This window comes from Comamonas koreensis, from assembly GCF_014076495.1.
Classification (GTDB): Bacteria; Pseudomonadota; Gammaproteobacteria; order Burkholderiales; family Burkholderiaceae_C; genus Comamonas; species Comamonas squillarum.
On record NZ_CP043575.1, the window covers coordinates 4210123 to 4222505 of the forward strand.

A 12383-nucleotide genomic window follows, 5' to 3' on the forward strand; every position below is an offset into this window, starting at 1 on the left:
CGCCTGCGGCCCGGCCGGTGGCCAGCGCAGGCACGGTCAAAACTGGGCTGCTCTTTTGTCGACAAAGGCGGCAATGCCTTCGCGGTGTTCTGCCGAATCGGCATAGGCATAGGGCTGCTGCAGCACCGGGGCCTGGGCATCGCCTTCGGCCAGTGCACGCAGCAGCTGCTTGGTCATGCGGGCAGCCTGGGGCGCCAGGCCGCAGATGCGGGCCACGCTGCGTTCCAGCTGGGCCTGCAGGTCTTGAGCGGGGTGAACCTGGCTCAAAAAGCCCGAGGCCAGCATCTGGTCGGCGCCAAAGAGCGCTGCCTCCAGCAGCATCTGCCGCGTCTTGGCAGGCCCCACCTGGCTCAGCACCAACGCCGCCTCCTTGGGTGCCATCGGAAAGCCCAGTTTGGCAATCGGCGCGCCAAACTGGGCGGTGTCGGCCGCCAGGCGCATGTCGCAGCAGCTGGCCAGCTCCACGCCCGCGCCCATGCAGGCGCCTTCAATGGCAGCGACCAGCGGCACATCGCATTGCAGCATGGCGTTGAGCGCCGGCCAGACCTCGCCTTCGTGGAAGGCGGCCAGGCTCTCTGGGGCAAAGCGAAAGTCGGCGTACTCCGAGATATCGCCACCGGCACAAAAGGCCTCGCCCTCGCCTTGCAGCACGATGCAGCGCAGCCCGGGCTGGCGCTGCAGGTCCTCAAACACGCTGCGCAGCTGGCGCCACATGGCGCGAGACATGGCATTGCGCTTGCCCGCATGGTTCAGCACCACGCGCACGGCCTGCGCGCGGGATGCCTCTTCGCCCGCCACCCACGATTGCACACGAACCTGCCCCGCCATCATCTCGCTCCTCTTGTCATTCAATCTTCGCGCCCGAGGCCTTGACCACCTCGGCCCAGCGCTTGACCTCGTCGGCCACAAAGGCGGCAAACTGCGGCTGCGTCATGCTGCCATATTCCGCACCATTCTTGGCCCAGATGGCCTTGATTTCTTCGGAGGCGCCCATGCGCTTGGCCTCTTCGAACATGCGCGCCTGCAGCTCGGGCGAGGTGCCCTTGATGGCCCAGAGGCCGTACCAGGTGGTCACGTTGTAGTCGGGCAAGCCGACTTCGGCAGCGCAGGGCACATCGGGCAGCGAGGGGTTGCGCTGGCTGCCCGAGACCATCAGGCACTTGATGCGCCCGGCGGCGATATGCGCGGCCGACGAGCCCAGGCCATCGAACAGCATGTCCACATTGCCGGCAATCAGGTCCTGCAGCGCCGGGCCCGCGCCCTTGTAGGGTACATGCAGGATGTCGGTCTGGCTCTGGATCTTGAACAGCTCGCCGGCCAGGTGGTGGCTGGTGCCGGCGCCAGCCGAGGCAAAGCTCATCTTGCCCGGGTTGGCCTTGAGCTGGGCCAGCAGCTGCTGCATATTGGCCGCCGTCACCCGCTTGGGGTTGACCACCAGCACCTGCGGCACCGTCGCCAGCAAGGCCAGCGGCACCAGGTCCTTCTGAATGTCGTAATCAAGCCGGGGATAGACCGAGGGCGCAATCACATGGTGGGTGCCGCCCATAAAGAAATGGTAGCCATCGGAGGGCTGGCGCGCGGCAAAGCTGGCCCCCAGGGTGCCGCCTGCGCCGCCCTTGTTGTCGATCACCAGGGTCTTGCCCGAGATTTTCGAGAACTGCGAGGACAGAGGCCGCGCAAAGGCATCGGTGCCACCCCCTGCAGGAAAGGGCACCACCCAGGTCACCGGCTTGCTCGGCCAGTCGCGCGCAGCGGCCGCACTGGCCCAGCTCCAGGCGGGCAGCGCGCTGCCCGCCATGCCAGCGGCCAGGCTCAGCACGGTTCGTCTTCTGGACGGGGAAGGTGTATTGCTCTTGGTCATCTTGTCTCCTAACGGTTATTTTTAAAGATCCACGCACACCCGCCTGCGCGCGCCGACAGCAACGCTCAGGCCCTGGGTGGTCAGCAAAGAATGCCTACCACCCAGGCTGCGGCCCTATGGGGGCCTGCAGCTCTCTCCAGGCCAGCGCAGCGCCCGGGGGCGCGATGCTGGCCTGCCATCCTCAAAAACAGGTTCAGACCTTGGCCAGCGCCTCAATGCCCGATGACACCGGAATCTTTCCCTGGGCGAGCGCATTGCGGTGCTTGTCCAGGCGCTTCAAGTCGTACAGGTAGTTCACCATCAAACCATAGGACTGCTTGATGCCCTTGGCCGAGGTATCGCCCGCCCAGTTCAGGCGCTCGACCCGCGAGCCATTGCCCAGGTGAAAGCGCGCGACCGGGTCCACCGGTTTGTCCTTGACCAGGCTCTTGCCCAGGTAGCGGGCAGCGGCATGCAGCAGCAGCTTGGCGGCCGCATCGCCCGCCTGCCACTGGCCCGGTTGCTCCAGCGCGGCCATCCAGTCGTCCACCGTGGGCTCAGCCTTGTCCAGCGCCTTGCCCAGCTCGGCACGCAGGCGCTTGTCGGCGCCCTCCCAGACCTCGCCAGCATTCTTGCCCAGCCAGCTGCGAAAACCGGGTATCGGCGACAAGGTGGCGAACTGGCGCAGCTTGGGAAACTCCTGCAGCAGTTGCTCGACCACGGTCTTGATCAGCGAATCGCCAAAACTCACGCCGCGCAAACCCGTCTGGGTGTTGCTGATCGAGTAGAAGATCGCCGTGCTGGCCTTGTTCACATCGGCTGCGGCAGCGGCCTCGTCCAGCAGCGGCGCAATGCTGTCCGACATCTTGTCGACCAGGGCCACCTCGACAAAGATCAGCGGTTCGTTGGGCAGGCGCGGGTGGAAAAAGCCGTAGCAGCGGCGGTCGCTGTCGAGGCGGTTTTTCAGGTCCGTCCAGCTGCGGATGTCGTGCACCGCTTCGTACTTGATGAGTTTTTCGAGCAAGGACGCGGGCGAATCCCAGCTGAGGCTGCGCAGCTCCAAAAAGGCGATGTCAAACCAGGTCGAGAACAGGTATTCCAGATCGGCGTCCACAGCGACCAGCCATTCCTGGCTCTTGAGCTGGGGCAGCATCTGCGCGCGCAGATCGAGCAAGAAGCGCATGCCCTGCGCGGGCACCGCAAAGCGCTGAAACAGGCGCATGCGCGGGGTCTGCAAGGCCTTGCGCAGGTGGCGCTCGGCAGCGGCCATGCTGGCGGTGCCGATCGCGTCTTCGTAGCGCTGGCGCGCCTGGCCGATCTTGGCCACATCGGGCATGAACTGCTCGCACAGCAGGCGCCAGCAGTCCAGGCGCTGCTCGGGCTGGGCGGCGGCATACCACTGCATCACCGGCTCGGCCAGGCGCCCGCCTTCGGCGTCACTCACCTCGCTGGCACCCACGGCCTGCAGGTCCGCCAGCAGGCGGCGCAACTCGCGCGGCGACAGCGCCTCATTGCCCCGGCGCAAGGTGGCCTTGAGGCGCTCGGTGGTGCTGCGCTCGCCTTCGGCAGCGCTGCTGCTGCCCAACTCGGTAGGAATGCCGACCGAGCGCAGCCAGGCCGCGCTTTTTTGCAGCCAGTTGTTGGCGGCGCTGTCCACCGCGGTAGCGGGCGAAGTTTCGGTAGCGGTGGTCATAAAGCAATCCTTGACAGTGAAAGGGGGGTGGTGCGCAGCAGGGCCTTGCGCTGCTGCAGCAAATGGTTGCGCATGGTCTGCTCGGCGGCATCGGCGTCACCGGTCAGCATCACGGCATAGATATCGAGGTGCTCCTGCAAGCTGGCCTGCAGGCGGCCCGGCGCGCGCAGCTGGTGCAGCCGCGCCAGGCGCAAAATGCGGCGCAGATCGGCAATGGCCTGGGCCAGCCAGCGGTTGTCGGCCAGGGTGATGAAGGCCTCATGGATCTGGTGGTTCATGCGGTAGTAGGCCGCGATATCGCCCGCCTCGGCGTAGTGGGCCAGCTGCTCGTGCATCACATCGAGCACGGCGCGGTCGGCGCTGCTGAGTTTCTTGGTGGCCTCGTACGCGGCGCGCCCTTCCAAGAGCGCAATGACCGGAAAGATATCGTCCAGATCGCGCTCGGTCACGGTCTCGACAAAGCAGCCACGCCGCGGCTCATGGCGCAGTAACCCTTCGGAGACCAGCAGTTTGAGCGCTTCGCGCAGCGGCGTGCGCGAGACGGAGAGCTGGTCGCACAGCGCCTTTTCATCGAGCAGCTCGCCCGCCGCCAAGGTGCCGGCAAAGATCAGGTCGCGCACCTGGATCGCCACCGTGTCGTGCAAGGACTGTCCGGCAACCGCCATCCGCTCACTCCTTTGGAAAAAGTCGTTCTGCACCGTCCGCGCCAAAATCTCAGGTTGGCTCTGGCATTGACTCTGACTCAGAGGGCCGAATCAACGGTGCAATGCTGTAATTATGAGAAATTACAGCGCATTTTGGCCCCCGTGTTAACACCCGGTTCATACCCCGCGACCACTGTTACCGGTGCAAACGCTTACCCTCCCGCTTTGCGGACACAAAAAAAGCAGGCACCGGTTGCTCCAGGCCTGCTTGCGTCATTGGTGGGGGCCACGCCCCCTGCCGCTGCGAACTACGTTGCGTTCTCAGTCCTTGCCGTAAGGGTCAAAGTCAAAGTACTTGTCGGCGATCTGCTTGTAGCGCCCGTCCGCGCGGATGGCGGCAATCGCATCATTGAGTGACTTCTTCAGCTCGGGCTGGCCCTTGCGCATCGCAATGCTGGCGCCTTCGCCAAAGATCTTCTTGTCCACCAAGGTGTCGCTGACAAACTCAAAGTTCTGGCCCTCGGGCTTTTTCAAAAAGCCGTAGGCGATCTCGACGCTGTCGGCGACCGAGCCGTCCAGGCGGCCGGAATTGATGTCCAGGTAGACCGGGTCACGGCCGGGGTAGGACACCACATCGGCGCCTGCGGGCTTGAGGTAGGTCAGCGCCCACTTCTCCTGGATGCTGGCCTTGAGCACGCCAATCTTCTTGCCCTTGAGTGATTCGGGGCCGGTGTACTTGAAGCCTTTGGGCATCACGATGCGCGCACCGGTGTGGTAGTACTTGTTCGTGAAGTCCACAACACGGGCGCGGTCCTCGTTCTTGGCCATCGAGCTGATGATCACGTCGTACTTCTTGGCCTGCAGACCGGGGATCATGCCGTCCCAGACCTGCTCGACAAACACGCACTTGCGCTTGATCTGGGCGCACAGCGCGTTGGCGATGTCGACGTCGAAACCGGCGGGCTGGCCTGTGGGCAGCTTGTAGGTAAAGGGCTCATAGCTCAGGTCCACGGCCACTTTCAGATCGGGCAAGGCCTGCTGCGCAGACACCGCTGCACTGCCCAGCACGCACACACCGGCCACCAGGCCCAGCACCCATTTTTTGGTCATATCGTCCTATCTCCGCTCAGACAAAAAACAAAGCCGCTGTGCCAGAGGAATCCGGCACAGCGGCTGATCAGTATAGCCCTATAAATTCAGGGGATACGCGGTTTAGGCCGTCGTCAACACCGGCTGGTTGCGGCCCCGGCTCCAGAGGTAAATCCCCAGCAGCACCATCGGCAGGCTGAGCCACTGGCCCATGCTCAGGTTCAGCGACAGCAGGCCCAAAAAGTCATCGGGCTCGCGGAAGTACTCGGCAATAAAGCGCAGCAGGCCGTAGCCGATCAGAAAGACGCCAGCGACCTGGCCCTCGCCACGCGGCTTGCGCGAGTACAGCCACATCACCACGAACAGCAGCACGCCTTCGAGCAGGAACTGGTAGATCTGCGAGGGGTGGCGCGGCAGCATCGAGCCGCTTTGCGGAAATACCATGCCCCAGGGCAGATCGGGGCTTGAGAAGCGCCCCCAGAGCTCGCCATTGATGAAGTTGCCCACGCGGCCCGAGGCCAGGCCCAGCGGGATGCAGGGCGCGACAAAGTCGGCCACCTGCAGCCAGGGCCGGCCCTTGAGCTTGGCATACAGCACCATGGACACGATCACGCCCACCAGGCCGCCATGAAAGCTCATGCCGCCCTGCCAGACGGCCAAGATCTCCAGCGGGTGGCTGAGGTAGTAAGCGGGTTTGTAGAACAGGCAGTAGCCCAGGCGGCCGCCGACGATGACGCCCAGCACGCCATAGAACAGAATGTCCTCGACATCCTTGCGCTGCCAGCGCGTGGGCGTGGTGACCGAGGCAAAGGGCTGGTCCTTGAGGCGGCGTATGCCCAGGAACAAAAACAGGCCAAAGGCGACCAGATAGGTCAGTCCATACCAATGCACGGCCAGCGGGCCGAGCTTGATGGCAATCGGGTCAAATTGGGGATACATCAGCATGGCAGGCATTGTGCCGCAGTTCACGGCAGGCAGCGCCATCCCCAGTGGGAGCCACAGGACTTACCCGCACCCATGCGCATTCGATTACACAATCGATATCAAGCCATCACCCCAAAATTTACGTCAAATTAACCAAATAACTGCTACAAGACATTCAAAATGACCAAACAATAAACGTGTTTGCAATCAATATGACAGCAATTGCTGCTGGGCGCGCTATACTGCCTGCGGCGGCGGCAGTCCAGCCCCCGCTAGAATCTTCCATCCAGCTTCCATTCCACGCTATGACTTCCACCAGTGTTCCATTGACCGGTAGTATTGTTGCCCTGATCACCCCCCTGCATGCCGATGGCAGCGTGGACTATGCAAGCCTGCGAAAACTGATCGACTGGCATATCGCCGAAGGCACCAACTGCATCGGTGTGGTGGGCACCACGGGCGAGTCGCCCACGGTCACCGTCGAAGAGCACATGGAGATCATCCGCGTCTCCGTCGAGCAGGCCAACAAGCGCGTGCCCATCATGGCCGGCTGTGGCGCCAACTCGACCCACGAAGCCATCACGCTGGCCAAGTACGCCAAGAGCGTGGGCGCCGACAGCCAGCTGCAGGTCGTGCCCTACTACAACAAGCCGACCCAGGAAGGCCAGTTCCAGCACTTCAAGGCGATTGCCGAAGCGGTGGGCGACCTGCCCATCTTCCTCTACAACGTACCGGGCCGCAGCGTGGCCGACATGCAGCACGACACCGTGCTGCGCCTGGCCGAAGTGCCCGGCATCGTCGGCATCAAGGAAGCGACCGGCAACATCGAGCGCGCCCAGTGGCTGATCAAGGATGCGCCAGCCGGCTTTGGCATCTACTCAGGCGATGACCCCACCGCCGTGGCCCTGATGCTGTGCGGCGGACACGGCAATGTCAGCGTCACCGCCAACGTCGCGCCACGCCTGATGAGCCAGCTATGCCAGGCGGCAATTGCCAAGGATGTTGGTCGGGCTATGGAAATTCAGAATAAACTGCTGCCGCTGCATAAAGCCCTCTTCTTGGAGGCCAACCCCATTCCGGTAAAGTGGGCGGCCAACAAGATGGGCCTGTGTGGCCCGACCCTGCGCCTGCCGATGACCGAGCTTTCCGCCGGTCTGCATGGCACGGTGGAAGCTGCAATGCGCGGAGCCTCCTTGCTCTAAAGCAACACCCGCGCGTTGCCTCTGTTAAGGATTTGAACGTGAATTCCCTCGCAAAACTCAGCGTGCTGAGCCTGTCTGTCACTTTGGCCGCTTGCGGTACCGGCAATATTCTCGAAGGCGACAAGATCGACTACAAGAGCGCCTCCAAGGGGCCAACGCTGGAAGTCCCCCCGGACCTGACCCAGCTGTCCAAGGACTCGCGCTATGTCGTGCCTGGCGGCACGGTCTCGGCTGCGGCCTACCAGGTGCAAAAGGATGCGGCCCCCAAGGGCACGGCCAACACCGCCGCGTCGCAGATTGGCGACGTGCAAATCGAGCGCGATGGCAACCAGCGCTGGCTGGTCATCGACCGCCCCGCAGACAAGGTCTGGGAGCCGGTCAAGGACTTCTGGCAGGAAAGCGGCTTTGCGCTGACCATCGAGCGCCCCGACATCGGCATCATGGAAACCGACTGGGCCGAAAACCGCGCCAAGCTGCCGCAGGATTTCATCCGCCGCTCCATTGGCAAGGTGTTTGACTCGATCTACTCGACCGGCGAGCAGGACAAGTTCCGCACCCGCATCGAGCGCCGCCCCGATGGCAAGACCGAAATCTACGTGAGCCACCGCGGCATGGAAGAGGTCTACTCCAACAAGGAAAAGGACAGCACTATCTGGCAGCCGCGCAAGGCCGATCCAGAGCTGGAAACCGAATTCCTGCGCCGCATCATGGTCAAGCTGGGCGTGAGCGAAGAGCAGTCCAAGGCGATTGCCGCAGCGCCGCTGGCCCCTGTGAGCACCTCCAAGATCGCGACCGCTGCCGATGGCTCGCCCGTGCTGCAGGTCAGCGATCCGTTTGACCGCACCTGGCGCCGTGTGGGCCTGGCGCTGGACCGCACGGGCTTTACCGTTGAGGACCGCGACCGCAGCCAGGGCGTGTACTTTGTGCGCTACATCGACCCGACCGATCTGAACAAGAAGCCCGACGGTTTCTTTGCCAAGATCTTCAACCGCAACCCGGATGCACCGGACCCGATCAAGTACCGCATCCAGGTCAAGAGCGAAGCCAACACCAGCAATGTCACCGTGCTCAACGAGAGCGGCAAGGCCGACACCTCGGCGAATGCCCAACGCATTCTGAAGGTGCTGGCAGACGACATGAAGTGATGCGCTGCGCGGCCTGACCTGGCCGTGTACCGCAACACCCCCGAAGCCACTGCGCAGCCGCAGTGGCTTTTTTCATGGGCGCGGGCTATGGAATGGACTGTGGGCAGCCAGGGACATTGACTTCAGAGCCATGCCAGCGGCTGCTCGCAATGCACCCCGCGCGCGCCAATAAAAAGCCCGTGCAAAGCACGGGCTCGTTCAGGCAAGTCTGCAGCGCAGGCCCGGCATCCACCAGGCCAGCGGCTCAGCGCTTACTTGCTCACCGATTCCTTGGCAGCGGTAGCGGCGTTGGCAGCAGCGTCAGCAGCCGACTTGGCAGCGTCAGCGGCAGCAGCGCCTGCGTCCTTGGCGGCTTCAGCAGCGTTGTGGGCTGCGTCCTTGGTCGCATCGACGGCATTGCCAGCAGCTTCCTTGGTAGCGTCGGCAGCCTTCGAAGCAGCAGCGCTGGCATCGGCAGCAGCGTCCTTGGCAGCGTCAGCTGCAGCGTTGGCGGCATCCTTGGCAGCTTCAACAGCAGGTGCCGGTGCAGGTGCAGGCGCTTCCACGGGCGCAGGTGCTGGTGCGGGCACAGCAGCTTCTTCCTTCTTGCCGCAAGCAGCCAGAGCAACAGCAGCCATCAACGATGCGATAACAAGGGATTTCTTCATTTGGATATTCCTAACGACGGTGGATTTTTGTGGAACGGGCCAGGGCAAACAGAACGCCCGGGCCAAGAGTGCGTAGCACAAAGTAATTAACGCCTGAGCGTCTGAAATGAATTATAGGGATTACCCGGTCTGGCTGACTATGCCAGGCGTATGTCTTTCGTTGCCGCGCAGCAACGAAAGACACGCTTGTCAACAATGGCCTACAAACCCAGCACCGTCGCGGCAAAGTCCGGCGTGCTGGCCGAGCGGATCCACTCCTGCAGGCGCTCGCCCAAGGGCACGATGGCGCTGCGCTCGGCACTGGCCACGCCCACGCAGCGCGCCGCATCGAGGCGCTGCACGGCCCACTGGGGCGACCACAGCGCGCTGGGGACCTGCGCCTCGTCGCGGCTGAGCAGCCTGCGGCACTGCAGGCGGTGGTCCCAGGTCCTGCGCCATTGCACCCAGCGCGGGTGGCGCTGCACCAGGCGGTCAAAGCGGTGGGCCAGCACCGTCATCTGCCCGCCCTGGCGCGCCCATTGGTGCAGCAACTCCACCGCATCGGCGCTGCCCCAGGGCCAGTCGGCAAAATCCGTGTCAGCGACGATGACCTGGCGCCAGCCCTGCACAGCGGCCTGCTGCAGAAAATGCAGCACCTGCGCATCGAACGCAGCCCGGCCCTCAAAACGGCCACTCAGGCCGCCTGCAGGCTGCGATGCTGCGGGGGCTGGGCTGGCGCTGGCCATCACTGCGGCACCGCGTGGGCCCAGCCGTCCTCGCACCACTGCGACAGCAGCTGCAAGGCATCGTCGCTGGCGCCGCTGATGTCGCGCCGGTCCAGGTGGCGGCCATCGGCGAGTTTCTTCATCAGGCTGAAGTCACGGCCTGCGGCGCGGTAGCTCTCGCCATTGATGAAGACATGGTGCTCGTCGTACACCATGCGGGTCTTGCGGTCCAGCGCCACGGCTTCGAGCATGGCGGGCGAGTCCTCGGGCTCGAACCAGACATTGGCCTTGGGCTCGGTCAGCGCCTCGCCCAGCGCACGGGCCAGCGCCAGCGGCTCGGCCAGGCGCTTTTCGATCGCCGCGCGGGCAAAGTCCAGCATCGCAGGCGGTATCGCGCCGGGCGCCTGCACCGCCGTCTGCTTGGGGTCCTGGTAGATTGGCGAGGCGGCCTTGGCGTTGACCTCGTCCATCTCGTCGCTCTCGGACATGCGCATCAGCAGCTCGCCGGCCAGCTCCTGCTGCGCGGGCGAGCGAAAGCCGATCGAATACGTCATGCACTCGCCTTCGGCCACACCGTCATGCGCGTAGCGCGGCGGCAGGTAGAGCATGTCGCCGGGCTCGAGCACATACTCCTCTTGCGCTTCGAACTCGGCCAGGATCTTGAGCGGAATGCCGTCCTTCAGCGCCAGGTTCTTTTGCTTGCCGATGCGCCAGCGGCGCTTGCCATGGGCCTGCAGCAAGAACACGTCATAGCTGTCGAAATGCGGGCCCACGCCGCCGCCATCGCTGGCGTAGCTGACCATCAGGTCATCGAGGCGCGCGGCCGGCACAAAGGCAAAACGCTGCAGCAGCGCATGGGCGGCGTCACTGTGCAGATCCAGGCCCTGCAACAGCAAGGTCCACTCCGGCGTCTTGAGCGAGGGGATCGCGCGACGGCTGAAAGGCCCGTGCTTGACCGTCCAGGCGCCCGCCTTGTGCTGGATCAGGCGCGACTCAACACCCTCCTCGCCGGCCAGCGCAAACAGCTCGCTGCGCGGCAGCGGCAACTGCAGGTCCTTCCAGTCGCTGACGGCGCCGCGCACCAGCAGTGGTTTTTTCTGCCAGTAACGGCGCATGAACTGGGCCGGGGAGATGCCCCCCAGCAGAGGCAGTGCTTGTTCGATTTGCATGGCTTTCTCGGTAATCCTCTGGGCGCCCGGGCCCAAACTGCGACAATTGTCCTATGGAAATCATTGATCAATGCGTGGTCGCACTGACCTGGACGCTGAAAGACACTTTGGGCGAGACCCTGGATGTGCTCGACGAGCCCGTGGAATTCCTGGTCGGAGGCCAGGATCTGCTGGCGCGCGTGGAGCAGGCGCTGCAAGGCCATACCGTGGGTAGCCGCGTGCAGCTGCACCTGGAGCCCGAAGATGCCTTTGGCGATTACGATGAAGAAAAAGTCTTTCTGGAATCGCGCGCGCTCTTCCCCGCCGATCTGGAAGAAGGCATGACCATCGAAGGCCATGCCCTGCCCCAGGGCACCAACCCCGATGCGCCGCGCGACATGATCTACACCGTCACCGAGCTCTACCCCGAGCATGTGGTGCTGGACGGCAACCACCCGCTGGCCGGCATCGCCATTCGCCTGGACATCCAGGTGGCTGCCGTGCGCGAGGCGACCGAAGAAGAGATCGGCACGGGCACCTGCGGCACCGGCTTTTTCCGCGTGCAACCCCAGGCGCCAGGCAATAACCTGCTGCACTGAGCACGGCGCTGGCTGCATCTGTCACCAGACCGCCAGCAAAACAACCCAAACCAAGGCCATCCATCCGCGATGGCCTTTTTATTGCATCTTAATTTCTGTCTTGACAGAAATAAATGAAGCCCTAGAATTCACCCATGCAAATGACCGACATCCAACAACAATTTGTGCTGCACTGGGGCGAGATGGGATCGCTGTGGGGCGTCAACCGCACGGTCTCGCAAATCCATGCGCTGCTGTTTGTGCTGGGCAAGCCGCTCAATGCCGAGCAGCTGAGCGAGACCTTGAATGTGGCGCGCTCCAATGTCAGCAACAGCTTGAAGGAGCTGCAATCCTGGCAGCTGGTGCGGGTGACGCATGTGCTGGGCGACCGGCGCGACTATTTCGAGACCAGTGTCGATGTCTGGGAGCTCCTCCGAACCATCGTGCGGGAGCGCAAGGAGCGGGAGTTCGACCCCACCACCCGCCTGCTGCAGTCCTTGGTCAACAGCCCCGACTTTGCCCGCGAAAGCCCCGATGGCCAGGACCGTATCCTGGCGACCCTGGAGTTGATGCAAAAGCTGGGCGCCTGGAGCGACGAGATGCTGCGGCTCTCGCCCGCCACCCTGGACAAGATCCTGACCTTGGGCGCGACCGTGCAGCGCTTTGTGCGTGGCACACCTGCCGCGCAGGAGCCCGAGGCGCTGAGCAAACCCTGAGACACAGCGGCCGCGCCCGACAGGCACCGGCCTTTTTTTGACCCATTTATTTC

General features: G+C 63.7%; 12 protein-coding genes and 1 pseudogene. 4 read left to right on the top strand and 9 right to left on the bottom strand.

What is annotated here, in order from left to right; genetic code table 11:
• Nucleotides 1-36 precede the first annotated feature (36 nt).
• The 6 genes from F0Q04_RS19205 to lgt all read right to left on the bottom strand — a co-directional run bounded on the left by F0Q04_RS19205 (nt 37) and on the right by lgt (nt 6220).
• Nucleotides 37-828: an enoyl-CoA hydratase/isomerase family protein gene (locus tag F0Q04_RS19205; protein WP_116925993.1), complete on the bottom strand. Its 792-nt coding sequence runs from the start codon at nt 826-828 to the stop codon at nt 37-39.
• A 16-nt stretch (nt 829-844) separates the two neighbouring features.
• Complete coding sequence (locus F0Q04_RS19210) at nt 845-1861, bottom strand: Bug family tripartite tricarboxylate transporter substrate binding protein (RefSeq protein WP_182342959.1); 1017 nt, start codon at nt 1859-1861, stop codon at nt 845-847.
• Nucleotides 1862-2054: 193 nt separating this feature from the next.
• Nucleotides 2055-3533 (bottom strand): malonyl-CoA decarboxylase, encoded by a 1479-nt coding sequence (locus F0Q04_RS19215; RefSeq protein WP_116925827.1) that lies wholly within the window; start codon nt 3531-3533, stop codon nt 2055-2057.
• Nucleotides 3530-4198: a GntR family transcriptional regulator gene (locus F0Q04_RS19220; RefSeq protein ID WP_116925826.1), complete on the bottom strand. Its 669-nt coding sequence runs from the start codon at nt 4196-4198 to the stop codon at nt 3530-3532. Before F0Q04_RS19220 ends, F0Q04_RS19215 begins: the two co-directional genes overlap by 4 nt.
• A 300-nt stretch (nt 4199-4498) precedes the next feature.
• The gene (locus F0Q04_RS19225) at nt 4499-5287 is read right to left on the bottom strand and encodes a transporter substrate-binding domain-containing protein (protein ID WP_182342961.1); all 789 of its coding nucleotides are present in this window, start codon (nt 5285-5287) and stop codon (nt 4499-4501) included.
• Between the two features lie 102 nt (nt 5288-5389).
• Nucleotides 5390-6220, bottom strand: a complete 831-nt coding sequence (gene lgt / locus F0Q04_RS19230) for a prolipoprotein diacylglyceryl transferase (protein WP_116925992.1) — start codon at nt 6218-6220, stop codon at nt 5390-5392.
• Nucleotides 6221-6495: 275 nt separating this feature from the next.
• Here lgt and dapA point away from each other — a divergent pair, with 275 nt between their 5' ends.
• Both dapA and bamC read left to right on the top strand, forming a co-directional pair.
• A complete protein-coding gene (dapA, locus tag F0Q04_RS19235) occupies nt 6496-7392 on the top strand; it encodes a 4-hydroxy-tetrahydrodipicolinate synthase (RefSeq protein ID WP_116925824.1) in 897 nt (298 codons plus the stop codon).
• A 38-nt stretch (nt 7393-7430) separates the two neighbouring features.
• The gene (gene bamC / locus F0Q04_RS19240; RefSeq protein ID WP_116925991.1) at nt 7431-8537 is read left to right on the top strand and encodes an outer membrane protein assembly factor BamC; all 1107 of its coding nucleotides are present in this window, start codon (nt 7431-7433) and stop codon (nt 8535-8537) included.
• A gap of 433 nt (nt 8538-8970) precedes the next feature.
• Here the strand turns inward: bamC and F0Q04_RS24350 are convergent.
• The 3 genes and pseudogenes from F0Q04_RS24350 to F0Q04_RS19255 all read right to left on the bottom strand — a co-directional run.
• Nucleotides 8971-9184: pseudogene (locus F0Q04_RS24350) on the bottom strand (hypothetical protein); the annotation flags it as partial.
• A 200-nt stretch (nt 9185-9384) separates the two neighbouring features.
• Nucleotides 9385-9909 carry a hypothetical protein gene (locus F0Q04_RS19250; protein WP_182342963.1) on the bottom strand — a complete coding sequence of 175 codons (525 nt, stop codon included), beginning with the start codon at nt 9907-9909 and terminating at the stop codon, nt 9385-9387.
• Nucleotides 9909-11057 (bottom strand): cupin domain-containing protein, encoded by a 1149-nt coding sequence (locus F0Q04_RS19255; RefSeq protein ID WP_182342965.1) that lies wholly within the window; start codon nt 11055-11057, stop codon nt 9909-9911. The genes F0Q04_RS19250 and F0Q04_RS19255 overlap by 1 nt, the downstream gene beginning before the upstream one ends.
• A 53-nt stretch (nt 11058-11110) precedes the next feature.
• On the opposite strand from F0Q04_RS19255, the gene F0Q04_RS19260 reads away from it, so the two are divergent.
• Together F0Q04_RS19260 and F0Q04_RS19265 are read left to right on the top strand one after the other, a co-directional pair.
• Nucleotides 11111-11635 (top strand): FKBP-type peptidyl-prolyl cis-trans isomerase, encoded by a 525-nt coding sequence (locus F0Q04_RS19260; protein WP_021027081.1) that lies wholly within the window; start codon nt 11111-11113, stop codon nt 11633-11635.
• Between the two features lie 134 nt (nt 11636-11769).
• Nucleotides 11770-12330 (top strand): GbsR/MarR family transcriptional regulator, encoded by a 561-nt coding sequence (locus F0Q04_RS19265; RefSeq protein ID WP_116925821.1) that lies wholly within the window; start codon nt 11770-11772, stop codon nt 12328-12330.
• Nucleotides 12331-12383: the final 53 nt, after the last annotated feature.

Bases quoted from the DNA above. Each gene is read 5' to 3' on its own strand.
- F0Q04_RS19205 (WP_116925993.1), bottom strand. From the start codon at position 828: ATGGCGGGGCAGGTTCGTGTGCAATCGTGGGTGGCGGGCGAAGAGGCA.
- F0Q04_RS19210 (WP_182342959.1), bottom strand. From the start codon at position 1,861: ATGACCAAGAGCAATACACCTTCCCCGTCCAGAAGACGAACCGTGCTG.
- F0Q04_RS19215 (WP_116925827.1), bottom strand. From the start codon at position 3,533: ATGACCACCGCTACCGAAACTTCGCCCGCTACCGCGGTGGACAGCGCC.
- F0Q04_RS19220 (WP_116925826.1), bottom strand. From the start codon at position 4,198: ATGGCGGTTGCCGGACAGTCCTTGCACGACACGGTGGCGATCCAGGTG.
- F0Q04_RS19225 (WP_182342961.1), bottom strand. From the start codon at position 5,287: ATGACCAAAAAATGGGTGCTGGGCCTGGTGGCCGGTGTGTGCGTGCTG.
- lgt (WP_116925992.1), bottom strand. From the start codon at position 6,220: ATGCCTGCCATGCTGATGTATCCCCAATTTGACCCGATTGCCATCAAG.
- dapA (WP_116925824.1), top strand. From the start codon at position 6,496: ATGACTTCCACCAGTGTTCCATTGACCGGTAGTATTGTTGCCCTGATC.
- F0Q04_RS19250 (WP_182342963.1), bottom strand. From the start codon at position 9,909: ATGGCCAGCGCCAGCCCAGCCCCCGCAGCATCGCAGCCTGCAGGCGGC.
- F0Q04_RS19255 (WP_182342965.1), bottom strand. From the start codon at position 11,057: ATGCAAATCGAACAAGCACTGCCTCTGCTGGGGGGCATCTCCCCGGCC.
- F0Q04_RS19260 (WP_021027081.1), top strand. From the start codon at position 11,111: ATGGAAATCATTGATCAATGCGTGGTCGCACTGACCTGGACGCTGAAA.
- F0Q04_RS19265 (WP_116925821.1), top strand. From the start codon at position 11,770: ATGCAAATGACCGACATCCAACAACAATTTGTGCTGCACTGGGGCGAG.